The sequence below is a fragment of the Lachnoclostridium sp. An196 genome (assembly GCF_002160135.1).
Classification (GTDB): Bacteria; Bacillota; Clostridia; order Lachnospirales; family Lachnospiraceae; genus Hominiventricola; species Hominiventricola avistercoris.
The window spans coordinates 126,504-143,785 of record NZ_NFJZ01000008.1 but is presented as its reverse complement, the minus strand read 5'-3'; the positions used below and the strand labels follow the sequence as shown (position 1 = coordinate 143,785).

Annotated in this window: 19 protein-coding genes; all 19 read right to left on the bottom strand. The window is 54.2% G+C overall.

The genetic code is table 11. The features are described 5' to 3' along the window. Nucleotides 1-13: 13 nt before the first annotated feature. The 19 genes from B5F29_RS10800 to B5F29_RS10710 all read right to left on the bottom strand — a co-directional run bounded on the left by B5F29_RS10800 (nucleotide 14) and on the right by B5F29_RS10710 (nucleotide 17,280). Nucleotides 14-448, bottom strand: coding sequence for a hypothetical protein (locus B5F29_RS10800; protein WP_087154642.1), 435 nt, complete (start codon nucleotides 446-448; stop codon nucleotides 14-16). Nucleotides 449-464: 16 nt separating this feature from the next. After that, nucleotides 465-1,574 (bottom strand): hypothetical protein, encoded by a 1,110-nt coding sequence (locus B5F29_RS10795; protein WP_087154641.1) that lies wholly within the window; start codon nucleotides 1,572-1,574, stop codon nucleotides 465-467. A 19-nt stretch (nucleotides 1,575-1,593) separates the two neighbouring features. After that, on the bottom strand, nucleotides 1,594-2,457 hold the full coding sequence (locus tag B5F29_RS10790) for a CbrC family protein (protein ID WP_087154640.1): 864 nt from the start codon (nucleotides 2,455-2,457) through the stop codon (nucleotides 1,594-1,596). 15 nt (nucleotides 2,458-2,472) lie between these two features. Beyond that, nucleotides 2,473-8,058, bottom strand: coding sequence for an immunity protein Imm33 domain-containing protein (locus B5F29_RS10785; RefSeq protein ID WP_087154639.1), 5,586 nt, complete (start codon nucleotides 8,056-8,058; stop codon nucleotides 2,473-2,475). 15 nt (nucleotides 8,059-8,073) lie between these two features. After that, the gene (locus B5F29_RS10780; RefSeq protein ID WP_087154638.1) at nucleotides 8,074-8,424 is read right to left on the bottom strand and encodes a DUF6547 family protein; all 351 of its coding nucleotides are present in this window, start codon (nucleotides 8,422-8,424) and stop codon (nucleotides 8,074-8,076) included. Nucleotides 8,425-8,449: 25 nt separating this feature from the next. Then, nucleotides 8,450-9,343 (bottom strand): hypothetical protein, encoded by an 894-nt coding sequence (locus B5F29_RS10775; protein ID WP_242955644.1) that lies wholly within the window; start codon nucleotides 9,341-9,343, stop codon nucleotides 8,450-8,452. A gap of 181 nt (nucleotides 9,344-9,524) precedes the next feature. Then, the gene (locus B5F29_RS10770; RefSeq protein WP_087154636.1) at nucleotides 9,525-9,935 is read right to left on the bottom strand and encodes a DUF5071 domain-containing protein; all 411 of its coding nucleotides are present in this window, start codon (nucleotides 9,933-9,935) and stop codon (nucleotides 9,525-9,527) included. Between the two features lie 120 nt (nucleotides 9,936-10,055). Beyond that, nucleotides 10,056-10,610, bottom strand: coding sequence for an RNA 2'-phosphotransferase (locus tag B5F29_RS10765; RefSeq protein WP_087154635.1), 555 nt, complete (start codon nucleotides 10,608-10,610; stop codon nucleotides 10,056-10,058). Nucleotides 10,611-10,626: 16 nt separating this feature from the next. Continuing rightward, nucleotides 10,627-11,598 (bottom strand): hypothetical protein, encoded by a 972-nt coding sequence (locus tag B5F29_RS10760; RefSeq protein WP_087154634.1) that lies wholly within the window; start codon nucleotides 11,596-11,598, stop codon nucleotides 10,627-10,629. A gap of 11 nt (nucleotides 11,599-11,609) precedes the next feature. After that, nucleotides 11,610-12,020: a DUF6966 domain-containing protein gene (locus B5F29_RS10755; RefSeq protein ID WP_055270441.1), complete on the bottom strand. Its 411-nt coding sequence runs from the start codon at nucleotides 12,018-12,020 to the stop codon at nucleotides 11,610-11,612. Between the two features lie 14 nt (nucleotides 12,021-12,034). Continuing rightward, nucleotides 12,035-12,721: a hypothetical protein gene (locus B5F29_RS10750; protein ID WP_242955643.1), complete on the bottom strand. Its 687-nt coding sequence runs from the start codon at nucleotides 12,719-12,721 to the stop codon at nucleotides 12,035-12,037. 2 nt (nucleotides 12,722-12,723) lie between these two features. Beyond that, nucleotides 12,724-13,674: a hypothetical protein gene (locus B5F29_RS10745; protein ID WP_087154632.1), complete on the bottom strand. Its 951-nt coding sequence runs from the start codon at nucleotides 13,672-13,674 to the stop codon at nucleotides 12,724-12,726. Between the two features lie 21 nt (nucleotides 13,675-13,695). Further along, complete coding sequence (locus B5F29_RS10740; protein ID WP_087154631.1) at nucleotides 13,696-13,989, bottom strand: DUF6881 domain-containing protein; 294 nt, start codon at nucleotides 13,987-13,989, stop codon at nucleotides 13,696-13,698. A gap of 10 nt (nucleotides 13,990-13,999) precedes the next feature. Next, nucleotides 14,000-14,263: a S6 modification enzyme RimK gene (locus B5F29_RS10735; protein WP_087154630.1), complete on the bottom strand. Its 264-nt coding sequence runs from the start codon at nucleotides 14,261-14,263 to the stop codon at nucleotides 14,000-14,002. Then, complete coding sequence (locus B5F29_RS10730; protein ID WP_087154681.1) at nucleotides 14,260-14,700, bottom strand: immunity 51 family protein; 441 nt, start codon at nucleotides 14,698-14,700, stop codon at nucleotides 14,260-14,262. Before B5F29_RS10730 ends, B5F29_RS10735 begins: the two co-directional genes overlap by 4 nt. A gap of 23 nt (nucleotides 14,701-14,723) precedes the next feature. After that, a complete protein-coding gene (locus tag B5F29_RS10725; protein ID WP_242955642.1) occupies nucleotides 14,724-15,182 on the bottom strand; it encodes a C-GCAxxG-C-C family protein in 459 nt (152 codons plus the stop codon). Next, nucleotides 15,170-16,039: an NADAR family protein gene (locus B5F29_RS10720; protein WP_087154628.1), complete on the bottom strand. Its 870-nt coding sequence runs from the start codon at nucleotides 16,037-16,039 to the stop codon at nucleotides 15,170-15,172. The genes B5F29_RS10725 and B5F29_RS10720 overlap by 13 nt, the downstream gene beginning before the upstream one ends. Nucleotides 16,040-16,049: 10 nt before the next feature. Continuing rightward, the gene (locus B5F29_RS10715; RefSeq protein WP_087154627.1) at nucleotides 16,050-16,649 is read right to left on the bottom strand and encodes a hypothetical protein; all 600 of its coding nucleotides are present in this window, start codon (nucleotides 16,647-16,649) and stop codon (nucleotides 16,050-16,052) included. A gap of 31 nt (nucleotides 16,650-16,680) precedes the next feature. Further along, nucleotides 16,681-17,280 carry a hypothetical protein gene (locus tag B5F29_RS10710; RefSeq protein WP_087154626.1) on the bottom strand — a complete coding sequence of 200 codons (600 nt, stop codon included), beginning with the start codon at nucleotides 17,278-17,280 and terminating at the stop codon, nucleotides 16,681-16,683. Between the last annotated feature and the right edge of the window lie 2 nt (nucleotides 17,281-17,282).

Here is a 17,282-nt window from a genome sequence, read left to right as displayed (position 1 = left end):
TCTTTCTCCGCCATCACGATACTTGTGATTCCATGACTTCGCCATTATCGTTGATATAAGTGTAATGAATAAAATCCTCGTCCACAAGCAACAGGTATGGACTGAAAACTTCCCATGCATCATGATCGCTCATAATGTCAGAATATTTGCCAAATACATAAATCTCAAATAAAGCGTCTGTTCCCATTAAAAAGCACAAGTAGACATTCCCATGGGGATATGGGCAAACTTCTTGGATCGCCAGCTGCCCCGGCTGCTCAAAATTGAGTTTTGAGATAAAGGTTTCAATTTTGAGCACTTCAGCTTCATCCGCGCATCGGTATTTTTGAGAAAAATGTTCAATGCTTTTTGTAAGACGGTCCTTGTATTGCTGTATTTCTGCTCTTTTCTGCCTTTTCTTGAGTTGCGCTTTTTTCTGAGCCAATAGCTCTTTCCTATCATGATCCATAGGTCACTTCTCCGTTTCAGAGGGCGCAGGAATAGATGCTCATGGCCCCGTAATCGGTGTGCAGGACAAGCCCGCTTTGGGTAAAGGCAAAATTCACCTGCCGCACCACAAAGGGGTCATCAATGGTGGCCAACAACTGGCCGCTTCCGGTATCCCACAGTTCTATGGGGGAGCTGCCACGATCCTGCTGAACGGCCATCAGGCTGCCCCTTGTCCTCACCGAGCAGGTATCCGAAAAACTCAGCCCCTGCCGGACAGAAAACGGGAAAGGATTGGCTATCTCCTCTCCGGTCTGGGTCAGATAGAACCTGCCGCCCACCGAGAAGCACTGGTCATCCGGAGAGAAAAAAGGATGCCAGCCTGCATTGGGGATCACTACTTTTTGGGCGGACTTCAGATCGACCAGCACATACTCACCATCGGTGACGCGGTAGGCCGCTTTGCTATGCCGGGGAGAGAGCATTCCAAAGCAGTAATAGGCAAAATTCGGATCTTTTGACTTCTTGCATTTTACCGTTTCCCGCCACACCTCCGTGTTGCTGCCAAAGTCAAAGACGACAATCTCCTCGCCTGTGTACCACAAGGTCAGGCTACCGCTCTGGTCCAGCATAGTCCACATGCTGTTTTTCTTGTTGGAAAAGGGCGTGATCTCATGGGTGTGGAGTGAAAACTGCTGGAGAAGATAGCTGTTGTTCAGCAGCAGGGTATCATTGGGGCAGAGGACCTGCTCATAGGTCATCCGTTTGGCACCCAAGGAAACTGTTTCGAGGATCTCCCCGCTGCCATCGAAGTGATAAAGGATCTCGTCCTCGAAATCGCCAGCCACCCTCGTCAGGAAGAAGTCATCCCGTGTGAGGGTGGTAGCCAGGGGCATAAAACCGTTGCTGTCCTTTCCGACAAACCGATGGCACCGCGCCTGCCCAACAGCGGCATCCGGATTCTGATAGACGAATCCTTTGCGCATCTGGCCCATCATGGCGCTGGACGCCTTGCTCCTGACTTGGAAGGTGGAGTCGCACAGGATCTCCTTGACCTTCCCGCCATTCAAGCAGGTTCGGATAGCAAGGCCGTCAATTTCAATCCGCCACTGCTTGCTTGTGGCGGGGTTGAGGAAGGTTTTTTCCATTGGCGCAGGCACCTCCTTCTTAATCAAAATCCATCCAGACCAGATGTTTTCCGCAGTGGAGGCACTGGAACAGATAGCATTGCAGATGCCCGCCATTGACGGATTTCTGAATCATTTCCCTCTGCTCATCGTCCCACATGGGATCGTCCATCACATCCTCCAGCACACCCAGCGCCCACAGTTCTCTGGCACCCACAGGGCCCAGGTAGGCGCAGTAGTCGCCACAGTGGGCGCGCCAGTATTCCTGCTGCCAACCGGAGTAGCCGGGAGTTCGGTGGATGAGCTCGTCCAACTGGGCCGGGTTCTCCACGCCATCGTCCACGGAGCAATCGTCCTGGAAGCAGCCGTCATATTTCCGGGCTGCTTCGCCACTGGAGATACACTCCGGGCACAGATACTCAATATCCTCCACAGCGTAAAAGGGGCCTGTATAGAAAATATGGGTCGTCTTGCCGCAGCAGTCACAGGCAACGCCATCCGCGGACTCCTCAAAAGCGCCGGTTTCCAGAGGGTTGGGGTGATACCGGAAGGTGGGCAGGCCCAGCTGGGCCTGCCGCTCCTTCTCTTTCTGCGTCTCCTCCGGCGTTTTGGGTCTGGGGAGGGCATAATGATTGCCCCAGTTTTCCGCATATTCCTTCAGCGTGTCCAGCCGCTTGAGTGTCTTTTTATCGGAACGATTTCCGATTTGGCAGAGCAGTTCGTAGGCATCCTTCTTGAAGTCCAGCAGATCATACACATCCACCAGCACTTCCTTGGCCTGCTTGTCTTCCGACTGCTCCAGTTTCTCCTTGAAGGTATAGAGAGCGCGGACACTGTCCGGATTTCCTTTTGTCTCTCGAAACTGCTTTTGGAGTTCAATATATTGCTTCAGGTATTCGTTCATGGTCACAATCTCCCATCAATCCCACCAGAAATACCAGACGGAGGACTGCCACAGGGCATCTGCCAAGGAGCCAATGCTTCCATCCTCATTCTGATCCAGATCCGGGCAGAAGCCATACAGTTCCACCGCCGTGTCCATGGCCTTCTCCTTGGGGACGGGGGCCGGAAGCAGGAATTCCAGCTCATCGTGACTCATCGCGGCAGGCACCGCGCCGTACTGCTCGAACCAGTATTTGGCCGCAGCCATCAGGTCCGGTGTGTCGGGACAGTCGTTCCAGTTTCCGAAGGGCAGGTACGCGAAGATCTCCCAGGGATTCTTGACCGGAATCTTGGCCAGGATGAGCGGATAGGTCATCTCCGTATCATCATCCCAGTAGCTGGAGAAGCGGTCGTTTGGTTCTCCGCCCTCCATCTCGCCCAGGACTTCCTCCTCCCAGTCCATATCGTCATCCTCGGCTTCTTCCTTGCGCTGGCCGGTCAATTCCTGCAAAACCGCCTTTCCGTCTTTGACGGAGGTGGAGAGCATCTTCTTCCGGTACTCCGTTACAGTTTTGAGGTCAAATTCGTAAATGTCTGCATCATTCTTCGGGTCGGCGTTCATCACCAGACACTCAAGCAGCGTTTCGTCATCCGCCTTGATGAGTACCGGCACAAAGCCTTCTTTGACACTTTCCCGTTTGGCATAGCTGTATGCCGACATGATGGGATCATCGTCCTTCATGGAGGGGAAATAGGTGCATTCACAGTCCAGATACTCCATCAACGCCTCAGCCAGTTCAGAGGGCTCCAGTGTGTCCTCGTCGAAGTCCTGTCCCTGCCAGTTGGTGAAGCGTTCCTCGATCACCTCTGCCATGGCATGGTAGTAGTCCTCGTCAAAGGGGATGAACAGATAGGCTTCGTCCTGGATCTCGTCGGAATAATTGCGCTCCTGCCCAATGATGCCAATGGCATAGTCGTCGATGTCGCTGGGGAAATAGGGGCTGTCCGGCTCCCCATAGTAGTAGGAGGCAAAGGCTCGGCCGATCTTGTTAAACATCGGGCCCACCAGCTGCCCGTCCAGTTCATCCCGGATAAACGCCCGCAGATCCACGCCGGCAGGATCAGCCTTGACCTTTTCTACTACCTCTTTGTACTCCGCGAGGAATTCTTCACCCATCAGGTCATGCTCCATGCACCAGCGCAGGTAAATGGCCATGTGATTGTAGGCGCTCAGCTCATCCACCGGCAGATTCTTTTCCTGAATGGTTTCCAGGTGCCAGTCAGCGCAATCCATTTCCATCACGCCGCCGTCCTCCACACTGCCAAGTTTGCCCATGGTCATGGCGTTGGGACGGGTATTGTAAGTCACAAAGCTTATGCCGTCCATTTTGTCCAACAGAGCATCTGCGTCATGCTCCATTTTATATTCCAATTCCTCTCGGTAGAGGGGGATCACCTGATAGAAGTTGACCTCCTCGCCGCCCGGCAGGATGCAGACCTCGCTGCCATCTTCGGTGTCCTGGGGACCAGTCAGCATGGCGGCGCACAGCTTTGTGCCCTTTGCGAAGTCCTCCTCATTGTCCATGGTATGGCCGAAGCCCAGCCAGGTATCGCTGGCAATGGGCAGGCGGGCCAGGGTTTTCAGCAGGCGGATAGGCCAGTACCACCGCTCATTCTTCAGATCCTCACGCTTCAGCTTCCAGTTCCCTGGCAGCGCAATGGCCAGTTCCGCCCGCTCCAGCTTGTATTCCGCCAGTTCTTCGGGCACATTCATCCGGTGAGCGCCCATACCCATGGTGACCAGGGTGTAGTAGTTCCGTTCCTTGGAGGGCGGCACCACGCAGATGTCAACATGGATGTCCGGCGAAGACAGCTCATGGAACACATTCTCGAACTCACCGAAATACTGCTGGATGTGCCCCTCGATAGCTTCCATTTCTTCCTCGGTGTAGACCTCGGGAACACCGGATTCCTCATCCTCGGGCGCTTCGCCATCCGGGTCATCGTCATCATCGTCAGGGTCACCGTCCGATGACGCCCAGGAGATTTTCAGGGTCATCTGCTCCTCCGGCAGTCCGATGCCAGGGCTGCGGGTGATGGTGTGCTTATCATCCTCCGCAAAACCGATGGTCTCTCCATCGTGCAGTTCCACATCGTTCTCCAGCACATAGGAGGCGAGACTGGCCAAAAAGTCCCGCAGATCGCTCGGCTTAGCATCGGTGCCCAGCACCTCCATCTCGTCCTTGCCAAACGACGCCATGCCGTAGGTGTAGCCGTTCATGCCATTCTCATCACGCCAGAGGCCGAACCAGATCCAGTTGAAGATGGGCAGCTCGTCCTTCTGCATCATGTCGGCAAATCCCTCATAGAACCGGGGCTCAAACACCACGCCGCTGGTGTAGATGCCGGTGGCATATTCCTGGCGGCAGCAGGCGGCAACCACCTTGGTGAACAGCTTGCCCTTTTCCAGCAAATCCTCCTCTTTACCCAGCACTGCTACCATCAGGTGGGCACGGTGCTTTTTGGCTACCTTGACCGCATCCTCCCACATATAGTTGTTTTCCGCATTGCCCTCGGCCTCGCCTCCGGGGATGGGATAGTTATTCAGGCTGACGGCGGCGAGCATATCGCCTACTTCAAACACCAGCGCGTCATCGTCCTTCTCCTCGCTGGCGTCATATTCATCCACGGCGATGTCCCACTTTTCCTTCATATCCCGGATGAACTGCTTTTTATCCCATTCTGCCTTAGACAGCAGCACAAAGCCGGTGAAGACGCCTGTGTGGTCACTCTCGTCCTCGGACTCTGCCTCGGCCCGCTTTGCGATTTCTTTCTGGCACTCCTGGATCACCGCTGGGGCATTCTCGTCCTCCGGGTCCAGCTCCGCCCACCTCTGGGCGTAGGGGATGGCCTTTTCCTCCTGACCATAGAGATACTGATAGGCATAGGCCATGCGCATATTCCACGGAGCCTTATCCTGTCCTTCTTCTCGGACAGACTCCATCACCTCGATGGCTCGGTGCAGGGCCTTATCTCCCTTATAGTTAGGAGTACCCTCGTCGTGGTCCCCGATGATGGCGTAGTTCTCCAGCGCCCGTGCCAGGGCGAAGGCGGTGCGGTAGTTCCGCTGATCCTCCGGGATGGCATTCAATGCCTGGATGCAACGGGTGTACTCGTCCTCGTCGTTCCACTGCTCCAGCTGCTGGAAAAATGCTTCTTCGTTCTGCGGGGTGTAAGAGATATAGTCCATGCCCGTCAGCGTCTCGTCCAGCTCAGGGGCCTGCTCCTCCTCGGACGGCGTTTTCAGGTTCACTGTGCCTGCCTCCCGGCGGAAGGTGTGGAAAGTGGCCCAGGGGATGTCGCTGTCCTTAAAGAATTCCTTGGCCTTCTGCAGAACAGCCCGGATGTCCCAGGCGATGAAGTCCACATAGCCGCAGAAAAGTCCGGTGGCTCCGCCGGTGAGGGTGAGGATCTCCGGGCCATCGCCAGTGGTGAACACTTCCTCCAGCTTGTCCCGGAAGTCGAAGATCTTATCCGTTCCTTCTTCTTCCCGGAGGGTATCCAGGGGATAGCAGAAGAAGCCCGCCACTGCGCCGTCGGCATGGAGCGCGTCCATGAAGTCATTGTCGGCATCCAGATAGCCGTTGATGAGCGGCACGCAGTTGGTGGAGCCGGCCATCACATCCAGCCGCCAGTCGGCTTCCGGGTCTTTGTTGGGTTCCATTTTGTAGCCAAGATAGCTGTTCAGATAGGCTTCTGGGTCGGTGGAAAGGTTCGCTCCCTTTTCTTTCAGTTTGTCAGGCAGCTGGGACAGGAGGAATGACTGCTCCGCCTTGGGCTCCTCCAGCACATTGAAGTCATCAATGTACCACATGTGGGAGATCTCGCCCAGCACTTGGTCGGTGAGGGTGGTGAGCATCCACCAGACCCGGCCTTCCGCCTCCCGGAGCATGGGCAGCAGCTTTTCGCAGTAGGCGGAGATGGCGAAGCTGTTTTCACCCTGCTCCTCCAGCCAGATCTGCACATCATCCCCGGAGATGTCCCATCCATCCTCGGTACGCAGACCGATGTTCTGGAGGGGCTGACGGCCCACCAGGATGTTCCAGTGCTCCAGCACCTCCTTGGGGGCGTGCTTCTGGAAGTAAATCAGCTCAAACAGCTTGACCTTGTCACCCTCCGGGGTGAGGATCAACTCATGCTTTTCGCCGTTGAAACCCATCTCGAAAGAGATCTCATCAAAGACCAGATTCAGAGTTTCCTGCATTTGGGCCACGAGTTCTGCACCGCGGGTGTGATCCTTGTCCTCATCCATCATCTGGCGCAATTCTGCTTCCATCTCGGCAAAGGTTTCCCACCAGTCCTCTGTCCTTTCCCGGAAGCAATCCGAGAATTGCGGCAGAGAAATGCCCTTCTTGCACCCGTCGATCAGCTGCATGGTGTCCTCGTCGTCGGGGCGGGCCTCCAATGCCTTTTCAAAGTAACGAAGAGCCCGGCCCTCCTGATCCAGATAGTAATAGGAATAGCCCATGCGAAAGTTCCAGTAGTAGTCTCCCTCAAAGTATTCCTCATGAGGTTTCAAGAGAGCGATGGCCTTTTTGAGCATAGCTCTGCCTTCCGGCGTTCTGTGATCTGCCTCGTTGTTGTACGCCCTTGCAAGCTGGCTGTCCATTTCCGGAGTGCGCTCCTCAATGCCCTCCAGTGCTTCAATGATCTTGTGATGCTCGTTGTTCTCATGCCACTTCTGGCACTGCTTCAAAATATCCATATCCGGGTCCTCCTCGTCCTCATCCGGTTTCCAGTCTTTGATTTGTTGGAACACGCCGTTCTCATCCCGCTCAAAGGCGCAGGGGGCGGGGGTGTTCAGCAGAGGAATGATGTCGGAATCGTCGTTGCAGATTGTGTTCAGCTTGTAAATCCCGGCACTGTTCGGATCGTCCATGTACTCCTCACTCTCATCACCGGCGGTGAAGCGCCAGCCACTGTCCCAGTCGCCGTCCGGCTTCTCCCGGTAGCAGTAGCCGACCTTGTAGCCCTCCACCGTGATACGGTTGGTGGCAATGCAGCCATCGGCACCCTTCCAGTCAGGGAGCAGAGATTTTACATCCTCCGCTTTCACATGGTAGTCCCGGTTGCGGCCAGCGGCCTCGTACAGCTCCTTCCGCAGCGCCTCCACATCCCGAGCCATCTCCTGGATCTCCTCGTTGTCCATCATCTCACTGAGGTCATATTCCAGCGGATTCTGGGCAAAATCCGCCAGTGCCTTGTTCATGGCGTCATGCTCCTCTGGCGTGACGGTGATGCGGATGCGGCGGGCAGGGGTGTTGTACTCGTCCAGATCCTGAAGGTTTACACTGCCGCTGACGCTGCACTCCAGCAGGATGGCGGCCAGATCAGTGACCACATCAATGGCGAAGTGGAAGTCCATCTCCACGCCATCGGAGTGTGTAAACTCCAGATACTCCACGGTCTGGCGGAAGTCCCAGTTCTGATTGTCCAGCCCGATCTTGGCGAAGATCTCGCTGAGGGGGATCTCCTCCTTCTTCTGATCTACCAAAAAGGCCACAAGGTTCAGGCTGTCATCCGAGCCTCCGATAAAGTTGCCCCAGTATTTTTTGATATACATCTGTCACGCCTCCTTTTATTCCGGCCACTCATCTCCGTCACAACGGCTGATGAAGTCATAGTGCAGGCTCTCAAAATAGTCGTTGGGATAGGATTCACCGTCCTGATGAAGCTCCAGCCCCTCCAGATCCATCATCTCATTGATATATGCAAGGGTATCGTGGATACCCGCAATATGTTCGTCCTGAAGCATCTCAGCCAGCACACCTTTCTGCTCCGGGGTCAGTGCGGCGAGAAGTTCATTTTTCGCCTTGTTGTCCTCTGTCTTAGGAAAGCCATCGCCCTTGACCCACAGGGCCGTCATGCTGTCTTTCCGCTCCACAAGGCCGTCAATAAATGCTTTATATAGTTCCAGTTCCTTGCTCATGGCAGATCCTCCAATTCCAAGCAATTTACTTTCGAATCAAATCCCCGTTATCAATGAGGGCAGCTTCCCGGATGCGCCGGAGGGATTCCGGCTCCAGTAGGAATTCCCGCAGGTTCGGATCCCCAAAGAAAGACATGGGGCGCACCTGGGTCGGCCCGGCCACCGCCCACAGCCGCGATGTCGCCAGCCGCTCCGCGGTCTGGAGCGCCTTCTCCCGTTCACCCAAGTAGAGATAGCGAGCGATGGCGTCCCGATAGGAGGAGTCCGCCATGGGCACGCCCTGAATCTCCTCGAATAGCTCCACCGCATCCTTGGCAGTGCCGAACATACAGCAGTGGTTGTAGAGCTTCCGCCTGGCATCGAGATCGTCCGGCGAGAGCTTTTTATTCTGTTCCACCAGCTTTGCCCAGAGCTGCTCCTTCGTTTGAGGTTCCTCCGGTTCATGGTAGGGGTAGTTCTTGTCGTTGTCCGCAAAGGGCATCACGCCCCGCTTGAGGTAATCCATCAGGATGTCACAGAACCGATCCCGCTGGGAAAGGCCGTTCTCAGCCCGGATGCGCATCTGCTCCTTCGTCAGCGCCTCAATCAGCTCCTGCTCTCGGTGGAGTTGGATTGCGGCCACCGTCATGGCAATCATGTGTTCATCGCTCACATTGCTGTAATACCACTCCTCCAGCCAGGGAAGGATGGTCAGATCCAAAGCAAGCGCCTTTTCATAGTCCAGGTTGAAATAGGCGACCTCGGCCTTGACCGCTGCTACCTGATGGGGGTATTTATCGGCAAAGGATTCCAGCGTGTCCAAGGCTTCTTCTTTGCCATCCATGATCTCATAGCAGACCATACGGACTTTTTTGGGGAGTTTCACGACATCCATATTGACGCCTCCTTTATCCTTTTTTCTGTAAGTAGTAAGTTCCACACCGGTCTCACAGCCGAGTGTCCAGATTTTCCTTTTTGATATCTGCCATCTGCCGAAAGACCGGCTTGATTGCCTATCAGCAAAGACAGTCGAGGCTGTCAGCGGCGGCTCATGAAATGTGCAGTTCATCTTGACCGTTGCTGGCTCGGTTGGCTTTGCTATCTCCCCGATAAATGGGAAGTTATCGACCTGTTTTTGATAGTCTGTTCTGCAAGAAGATAACAGCGGCTTCATGTACTTCTTCTCTTAATTCGCCCTGTGTAGGACTTTTTGCAATCCTCTGTATATCTGAGAGAATACAATTTATGCTCTCATCGGAAAAAAGAGGTGCCAGACAGGTGATAATCCAATACTTCCATATGTCGTCTTTTTCATGTGGACTTAAAACTCTATGAATTAAAGGGACAAGGGCTGATTGGTGTAAAGCGAGCACCGGCAAAATATCACCAGCAACAGGCCAATTACAGTCCTGTATCCACCCCAAAAGAGAGGGTAATATCGGCTCAATCTCATTGTCAGTAAGGTGTTTTAGCCTCTCTATATTTGAACTATCAAATTTACTTTTTGGCACTAAGTCGTGAATATCTGTCATATTAGCTCTTAATCTCCATCTCAAATATTATTTTGTCGTTCTCCAAATACTTTTTTCTTTCTTAAAGAAGACGGAGCGTGTTGTTCACCTTGTCTGTACCATACGCGGTACGCATGGCATTCACTCCTCTAAGCGTTTCAGGTACGGAGCAGGGACCACCTTTGTCAGCCACACTCCATTGGCGGATAAATAAAAGAGATATCCGTCGCGGTGCATCTGTCCGGCATCCACCAGGTAAATCACAGGCTGGCCGTGCCGTTGGCCTACTTTTTCGGCGGTTTCGGGATCTGGGGACAGATGGACATACAGGCGGCTTTGGGGAAGCAGTCCCTGGACCTCGATGGAGGCGGCAAACCGCTGGGCTGTTCCGTGGTACAGCGTCTCCGGTGGTTCAGTCACGGGGAGTTCCACATCCACCTGAATGGAGTGGCCCTGGTTGGCCCGGATTTTTGTCCCGTCCTCGCTGAAGGAATACCGCTGCTTTTCATCACTCCGCACGATTTCCTCCAGAATGTCCCGGTTGATGGGGTATTTTCTGCTGATACCCGCCAGCAGCGCATTGACATCCGCCCAGCCATGGGTATCCAACTTGATCCCAATAACCTCCGGCTTGTGCCGAAGGATCAAGCTGATATACTTGCTGATCCTTGTAAGATCGGGTGTTGTTTCTCTCATGGTGCCCTCCGCATTCTCAAATTGCCTCCACCCGGATAATAGGCCGGTAGAAGTCATAGTCGCCGTTTAGTTCCTTGTCTTCCTGCACTTCCGGCTTGTAGTGGGGCGAACAGGGCAAGAAACCGAGGAAAATTCCAAGTCCGCCGCAGATGCTGCGCCCGCCATCCCCGCCGCAAGTGGTAAGCTGCCCGGCCTTCACCACCTCCCGCATATAGGGGTCATAGGCGATGGACAGGCCGAAGAAATTGGGCTCCTCCATGTCGTAGGGCCGGTCCTCGTCCTCCTCCGTGTCCTCGAACCAGTGCAAACGCATGGAGTAGTCCATTCCATCCCCCCAGGGGAACAGGGTGCGGCACCCTCCGCCGCACAGATAGGCCCACTCGTCCGCTGTAGGCAACGAAAGCCCCTGCTTTTCCAGCCCGGCAAGGAGTTCATCGTAATCAGTGCGGTTATAGATACAGATCTGAAAGCCCTTTTCCGTCCGCTCAATGCGGGCTGACTGGTGCATAGTAAGGCTGTCAAGGTCGCTCCAGGCAAACTCCCGGAACTGCTTCAGCCAGTCAGGATGGGCGGTCAATCTGGGATCGGCCATTGTGACCGGCTCCCAGCACAGTTCCTCCAACTCCCGGCCCACCAGCATAGGGCCAATAGCTGCCTGCCGAACGGGAGCCATGCTTTCCCGGATCATCTCCTCTGGGTCCTGTTCCATCTCCCATTCCTGGAACAGATAGTCCAGTTCCTCTCGGCTGTCCTGATCCAGCCCGACGGCGAACCGTTCCCAGCCCAGGGTGACGGTATCGCCGGGAACGAAAACATACTCCCGGCCATCTTTCTCGAATATGCCGGTGGTGCTGCTCTGGCCCCAGCGGTCAAAGGTATGCAGGCCAAGAAAGGTCATATCATAACGAGTAGCCAAGCTTTCCATCAGCGCCTGCTTCTCGGTGGTTTCCATTTGATTGAATTGGGTACGAAATAGTCTTTCGTTCATAGCAAGTCCTCCTACAGCCTATCCAGATTCTCCTGTAGATCGCCCTGCATCAAGTGTTGGGCAATGGCTTGGTTCAGTGCCTTATGGGGGTGATAGGCTGCCTGCTCTACATCGTGGAGGCACTCCGCCATCAATGCCTCTGGCGAAATGCCTTCCCGTTTGGCATAAAGATGGCCGAAGGCATAGCACACAGACTTTAGAAAGTCAAAAATGTAGTCGTGATTTCCGCGCATACTGGGCAGATCATTGAATGAACCCATACCACCGTATGCCCGAAGATGATGGGCAACCTCCCGCCGCTGGTTCCAGTCCTGAATGTCCCGCTCCAACCAGTCGATCCAGTTCTTGAATTCCGGATGGTCTGCCTGAAGGATTGAGCGCAGACAGATCAGAGCCTCAGTATAAATATCTGTCTGTTTCATCAGCTTCCTCCCAACTATTTTCCGAAATGCTCCAGATATAAATCCCGCACAGAATAAGGACCTACAAGGTTCGTTTCCTGCCGGCCATCCCAGGAATACACATGAATTTTGCCTTCATCCCCAATGTATTGCTGATCCTCAAAGGGCGCAGGAAAGGGAAATCTCTCTACCACGCTCCAGTCAATCTTGAGTTTCAGCCCATCAAGCTCCTCGCGCTTGAGCCTTTTGAAGTTAAACACCAATGCGGCCCCAATCCCATCGAACAGCAAGTCTGCGTATTCTCTGGGGGTGATGCTTTCGCTCACATTGGCGGCATCAATATTGACATCCAGAACCTTGTTGCCGCAGTTTGTCCAGATTTTATCGGGAGAGAACCAGGTGGTGCGTTCCTCAGAGTCTGCAAAGTCCTCACGGGGATACCATCCGTTTGCGCTGTCCGGCTTGACGCCTTCCCGAAGCGGCCCGTTGTACGGGGAAAGCGGATAATACCGGTGCCGCACCGAATCAAATCGGCCAAAGGCAATTTTCAGCAGATACTTGTGCTTTTCACTACGCATGAGCTTATGGGGCTTCACGATATGTTCTTCGATCAAGCTCCAAATGTACTCATCTACACGGATGGATACACGGGGACGGCTGAATAGTGTGATTTTGTTGGTGTCTGTATCCACATTGAGCCAGACACGATTGATTTCAACCATTGTCATTCCTCGCTTTCACCAAGTACCCCGCCATAGAGAACGCCGTTTTTCCCGAGGAACAGCATCTGGCTGCAAAGCAGGCTGCACTGCTCCACAGCGACTTTGTTTCCATCACAGGTGGGAATAGCCTCCCGCTTTTGCTCAAGGCGATCACCATGAGCGGTAAGGAAGTAGAATTTGTTATGTTCCTGATACCCGCCCTGAAACAGAAAAGTATCACCAGACGGGGCAACAGAAAAAGCTCCGCTTCCTTCGATTGGCAGTTCAAACACAAGATCCTCTTTGAAGGTCGTCCGCACCAGCTGGAATTCATCGTAATAATAGAACCACAGGTTTTCTTCTTCGTCCAGGCTGATGGCATAGCAGTCATAGATGGAATACTTCTCATTCTTCCAGAGAGGAGTTCCCTCCGATGTCCATGCAATCAGGCCGCAAGCACCCAGAGGTTCATCCCAACCGTAATTACCAAATACACCTTCGTCAAAGTAGCTGGTAATGATGGTGCCATCTTTTTTTACCACACAATCTTGAATGCCATCCCCCAGGCAGAAACGGGACAGCACAGTTCCATCCCGGCTGACGATCCAGGCGTTCTGGTCAGGGCCGTTTTTCCGATAGGCGCATCTTGCCCCCAGCAGAAGGAAGTGATCACCTGCGGGCCGCAAATAATGGAACTGGAACTTCAAGAGGCCAAGAGGAAACAGCGTCGTTTCCAGCACCCGCTGTTCCGCCCAATCCAGCTGGATTTCCACTGCGGTATAGGTGGAAGGAGTGCTGAGCCAGTCCTTACCCTGTGTTTCGGACGGCTGTTCCATGAGAAGATAGACTTTTCCATCCCTTGCCGTGAAAAAGTCTGTCACCTCTGTGCCCTCCAGACGGTTTTCCCGGCGCAGCTGGTCCAGGTCAATGATGGGGAACAACGGCAGATTTTTGCCTTTTATAGGTTTGTTCATAGTGTCTCCTCCTGGTTCCTTTCATGCTCCATCATAGGTGTGGCTTTCCCAGATGGCCTCAAATTCCGCCTGCTCTATGATGCAGGTGTGGAATTCCTCGCCCCAGACATGGGCGTTCAATTCCTCCACGGTGGGGATCGGCGTGATCTCGATGACACCGTCGTAAAGGTCAGGGATGTTGCGGGTGCTGCCATCCGCAAAGATGTCGATGGAGCGGAGGGCCAGCCGCGCATTTTCGGTATCCACTTCATAGAGGATGATGGTCGGCTCTCCCTCTGGTGCGTCCTCCCAAAAGAGCTTGATGTACTCGATCATTCCATTTCCCTCATTTGAACCAATGCCACCCCGTCATGGTGCCAGTTACCTCATCGATCTGTATCGCAATATCGTAATCGCCCCGGCAACCCAGCAGGGCCGTGGGGTGATCGTTTTCCATAACCAAATCATAAAACTCAACTGCTATGTCTTGGAAGCTCTCCGGGATCTTCAGCACAGAAAAGGCATCCGCTGACTGAGCATTTTGGAAAAATTCAATGGCCGTTTTCCTGCATTTTACGATGATCCCTGTTTGTGTGGTCAGCTCTTTCATGCTTTCGCTGCCTCGCTCATGTTCAGATACATCCCCATCGTTTTTTCATCAGCACAGGCCGCCCGGATCATTTTAGCCAGCATCATCAAATCGTCGATGTATTGGGAATACACGCAGAACACATCTTCGTCAGAGTCGAAGTGAAACAGACCCACACCGCTGTTGTTTTCCTCAAACTCCCGTATCACGCCCTGGACCAGCCGCTCCCAGTCCTCGCTGCTGCCGGTCAGTCCCAGCCGGCAGAACTCCTCTGTCCGGAACCTATCGCTGATTTTCAGCAGAAGGGAGATCGCATAGGGGTGGTGGGGAATGAGAAAGAATGGCGCGATCTGCTCCGGCTTGACCCAAATTTTGAAGGGCGGGCGCGGATCGGGTATCCAGGGCAGCATCTCCCACTGGTCGTCCGGTCTGTTTCCGTATTGGGAAAAGTCTTTCATGTAATCCCTCGCTTTCCGGCACATCAGCAGCTCAGTTGTCCTCCGTTTGCCGGGCAAAAGATCCTGCGGCCCGCCAGCAGTTCCTCCAGCTTTTTGGCCAGCGCCTCCACAATGGCGTGGCAGGGGTTTTCGTAGCCCACGATCTCCAGCCTTTGCAGCTCGACACAGTGGAGCGTTCCATAGAAGCCCAGCATAAACTCCGTCAATTCAGCAATCATCTGGTAGCCTTCCATGTTGTCCACATCCGTCTGGCCCTCCTTGGCGGTCATCAGACCGATGATCCCCACCGCCACGGTGAAGGCGCCGCAGCAGGACTGCTCAGTCTGCATCCCAAGTCCCATGACGGAGAACATCTTCCGTGTCTCCTCAGATAAATTCAGGTGGTAATATTCATTGCAGGCCAGGAACATGGCCTCGGCGCAGGTCAGTTCCGTGCCGATGTGGTAGTGGTTGACCAGTTCATAGAGTTTCATTGTTGCCATACCATACTCCAATCGCAAAGCATTTCATTCTGTGTCACTCTGCGCAGCTCGTCCCGCATCTCCATCAGCGCAAAGCCCAGCAGGTTTTGTCCCCGCCACTTCATGGGGTCCTGGGCCTCCGGCGAACTGGCCGCGAGGCGGATACCCCAGATGGCATCGTAGGGGCTGGCCTCCACCAGCACGCTGTCCCCGGTGGAAAGGAGAAACTCCCGCAGTTCGCGGTTCTGGCTGAATTTGTGCCAGTTGCCAAGCAGCACAATGGCGTACTTGAACTTGTCCCATACCTTCTGCTCAAAGCCCCGCACCTTGCGGCCCAGGGCCTTGATCTGCTTTTGGTCGCTGCATTTCAAAATCTGGTCCCGGATCTCTTTGTCGCCAAACAGTTCGGCCTTAGCAGCCATCATATACTGCTCCATGCAGAGGTAGGAGTCAGCCGTCGTATAGAAGTCCTCCATCCACCACTGGCTGAGGCAGCTTTTTGTCAGCTGGCCGTCCTCGGATGGCTGATGGCCCCAGAACAGGCACAGCTCTCGCGTTCTCCCCGCAGCAAACTCCTGCTGGAGCCACTGGCGGGTGTACTTGGGCTGGCCCTCCGGCTGCCACGCATCCACCAAGAAGTCACCATGCTCCAGCACCTCGCTGCTGTCCTCGTCATCCCACCAGCCCTTCCAGGTCACTGGCTCGGGAAAGAGAGTGCGGTATTCCGTCCGCTCCTCCGGGGAGAGGGTGTCCAGCCAATCGCCAAATCGGTCTATGTAATCCTCCCCATAGCCCATGCGCCAGCCAATGGAGTATCGCTCGATCTCCCGGTGGGCCAGCCAAGGGGGAGGCATGATCTTCTTATCTTGTAGTGCCATATTGTTTTCCTCATTTCTCTTGCAGCTTCTTCAGCAGCTTCACGATCCGCTCCCGATTCTTTGCGGTTTTCATGAAAGTGGGGAGATGGTCGGCCTGAGTCTTTTTCTGGCTTCCCGATGGCTTTTCCCGCAGGTCGGCACTGAGATAGCCGATCAGATAGGCAAGGTGCTCCCGGTTGAGGGCCCAGACCGGCTTACCCTGGAATGAGGTCAAAAACCACAGTTCCAGGCCGAACCAGGGGTCCTTGCCGCCCTGAATCTCCGCACCATAGGAGAAAGCCTCCGCCGTCTTATGTACCTCGCCCGGCATGGTTGTTCCGCAATAGGGGCAGGCCACATGGAGGACGGGAAAATGCTGCCTTGCCTCATCTTCAATATCCACCCGATAGTACCTGCCGCAGTTTTTGCACTGGTTATGGACATCATAGCGGTAGATCGTCCGGTCGCGTGTCTCCTGATGGCCGCAGCTCAAGCAGCGGAAATAGGCGTTATCATCGTCCGCTGTCACCACACCCGCGCCATGGCACTTGGGGCATTTTACCTGGATGCCGGTGGTGAAGGCGCTGTAGGCACTGTGGGTGAAATAGGGTTCATCAACGATTCGGCTCATGCGCCCACACACTCCTTTCAGGTAATTACATTCACAGCCGAAATCGGAATGGTTTCAAATCTTTTGTTTTGATTGTCAGATCCGAAACGCTCTCCTGCAGGACATTTACCTGTTCCAAATACTCCGCAGGTGCGTGGATCTGCTCCAGATAGCCTGCATAGCGGATAATCTGATCCAGCGTCCGTTTCCTGTATTTTGCGATTTCCCCCAAATGGGAATAACTGCGACCTGACACATAGCTTGGAACATCGATAGACCGAATTGTTTCTATATCAAGCGTCCCATGCTCCTCTTTCTCAGATTTAATGGTGGCCAGCATATCTTCCGCAGAAAAACGGATGCCGCGTTCGCAGAGAAACCGCAGTTCATCAAACAGGTGGTTCGCCACAAAATGTTCAGCCAAGGGCTCAAAAATTACATCATCCTGATACCAGCCTCCGTGGGCGCAGGAGATCAGTTCACGGTAACGCTTATCTGTGATCCACTGGCGCAGTATCTCTTTGCTCCCGCGCATCCATGCGTCCAGCCGGGCTTTTGTTTCTTCGGGGCTATCATAGGCTGTTCCATAGCAGGTCAGGCCATTGGCTTTCAGCCACTTGGTCACTGCCTTGCTGAATTTCGTGTAACTCATGT

Coding starts and splice junctions, on each gene's coding strand:
- B5F29_RS10800 (WP_087154642.1), bottom strand. CDS start 448: ATGGATCATGATAGGAAAGAGCTATTGGCTCAGAAAAAAGCGCAACTC.
- B5F29_RS10795 (WP_087154641.1), bottom strand. CDS start 1,574: ATGGAAAAAACCTTCCTCAACCCCGCCACAAGCAAGCAGTGGCGGATT.
- B5F29_RS10790 (WP_087154640.1), bottom strand. CDS start 2,457: ATGAACGAATACCTGAAGCAATATATTGAACTCCAAAAGCAGTTTCGA.
- B5F29_RS10785 (WP_087154639.1), bottom strand. CDS start 8,058: ATGTATATCAAAAAATACTGGGGCAACTTTATCGGAGGCTCGGATGAC.
- B5F29_RS10780 (WP_087154638.1), bottom strand. CDS start 8,424: ATGAGCAAGGAACTGGAACTATATAAAGCATTTATTGACGGCCTTGTG.
- B5F29_RS10770 (WP_087154636.1), bottom strand. CDS start 9,935: ATGACAGATATTCACGACTTAGTGCCAAAAAGTAAATTTGATAGTTCA.
- B5F29_RS10765 (WP_087154635.1), bottom strand. CDS start 10,610: ATGAGAGAAACAACACCCGATCTTACAAGGATCAGCAAGTATATCAGC.
- B5F29_RS10760 (WP_087154634.1), bottom strand. CDS start 11,598: ATGAACGAAAGACTATTTCGTACCCAATTCAATCAAATGGAAACCACC.
- B5F29_RS10755 (WP_055270441.1), bottom strand. CDS start 12,020: ATGAAACAGACAGATATTTATACTGAGGCTCTGATCTGTCTGCGCTCA.
- B5F29_RS10750 (WP_242955643.1), bottom strand. CDS start 12,721: ATGGTTGAAATCAATCGTGTCTGGCTCAATGTGGATACAGACACCAAC.
- B5F29_RS10745 (WP_087154632.1), bottom strand. CDS start 13,674: ATGAACAAACCTATAAAAGGCAAAAATCTGCCGTTGTTCCCCATCATT.
- B5F29_RS10740 (WP_087154631.1), bottom strand. CDS start 13,989: ATGATCGAGTACATCAAGCTCTTTTGGGAGGACGCACCAGAGGGAGAG.
- B5F29_RS10735 (WP_087154630.1), bottom strand. CDS start 14,263: ATGAAAGAGCTGACCACACAAACAGGGATCATCGTAAAATGCAGGAAA.
- B5F29_RS10730 (WP_087154681.1), bottom strand. CDS start 14,700: ATGAAAGACTTTTCCCAATACGGAAACAGACCGGACGACCAGTGGGAG.
- B5F29_RS10725 (WP_242955642.1), bottom strand. CDS start 15,182: ATGGCAACAATGAAACTCTATGAACTGGTCAACCACTACCACATCGGC.
- B5F29_RS10720 (WP_087154628.1), bottom strand. CDS start 16,039: ATGGCACTACAAGATAAGAAGATCATGCCTCCCCCTTGGCTGGCCCAC.
- B5F29_RS10715 (WP_087154627.1), bottom strand. CDS start 16,649: ATGAGCCGAATCGTTGATGAACCCTATTTCACCCACAGTGCCTACAGC.
- B5F29_RS10710 (WP_087154626.1), bottom strand. CDS start 17,280: ATGAGTTACACGAAATTCAGCAAGGCAGTGACCAAGTGGCTGAAAGCC.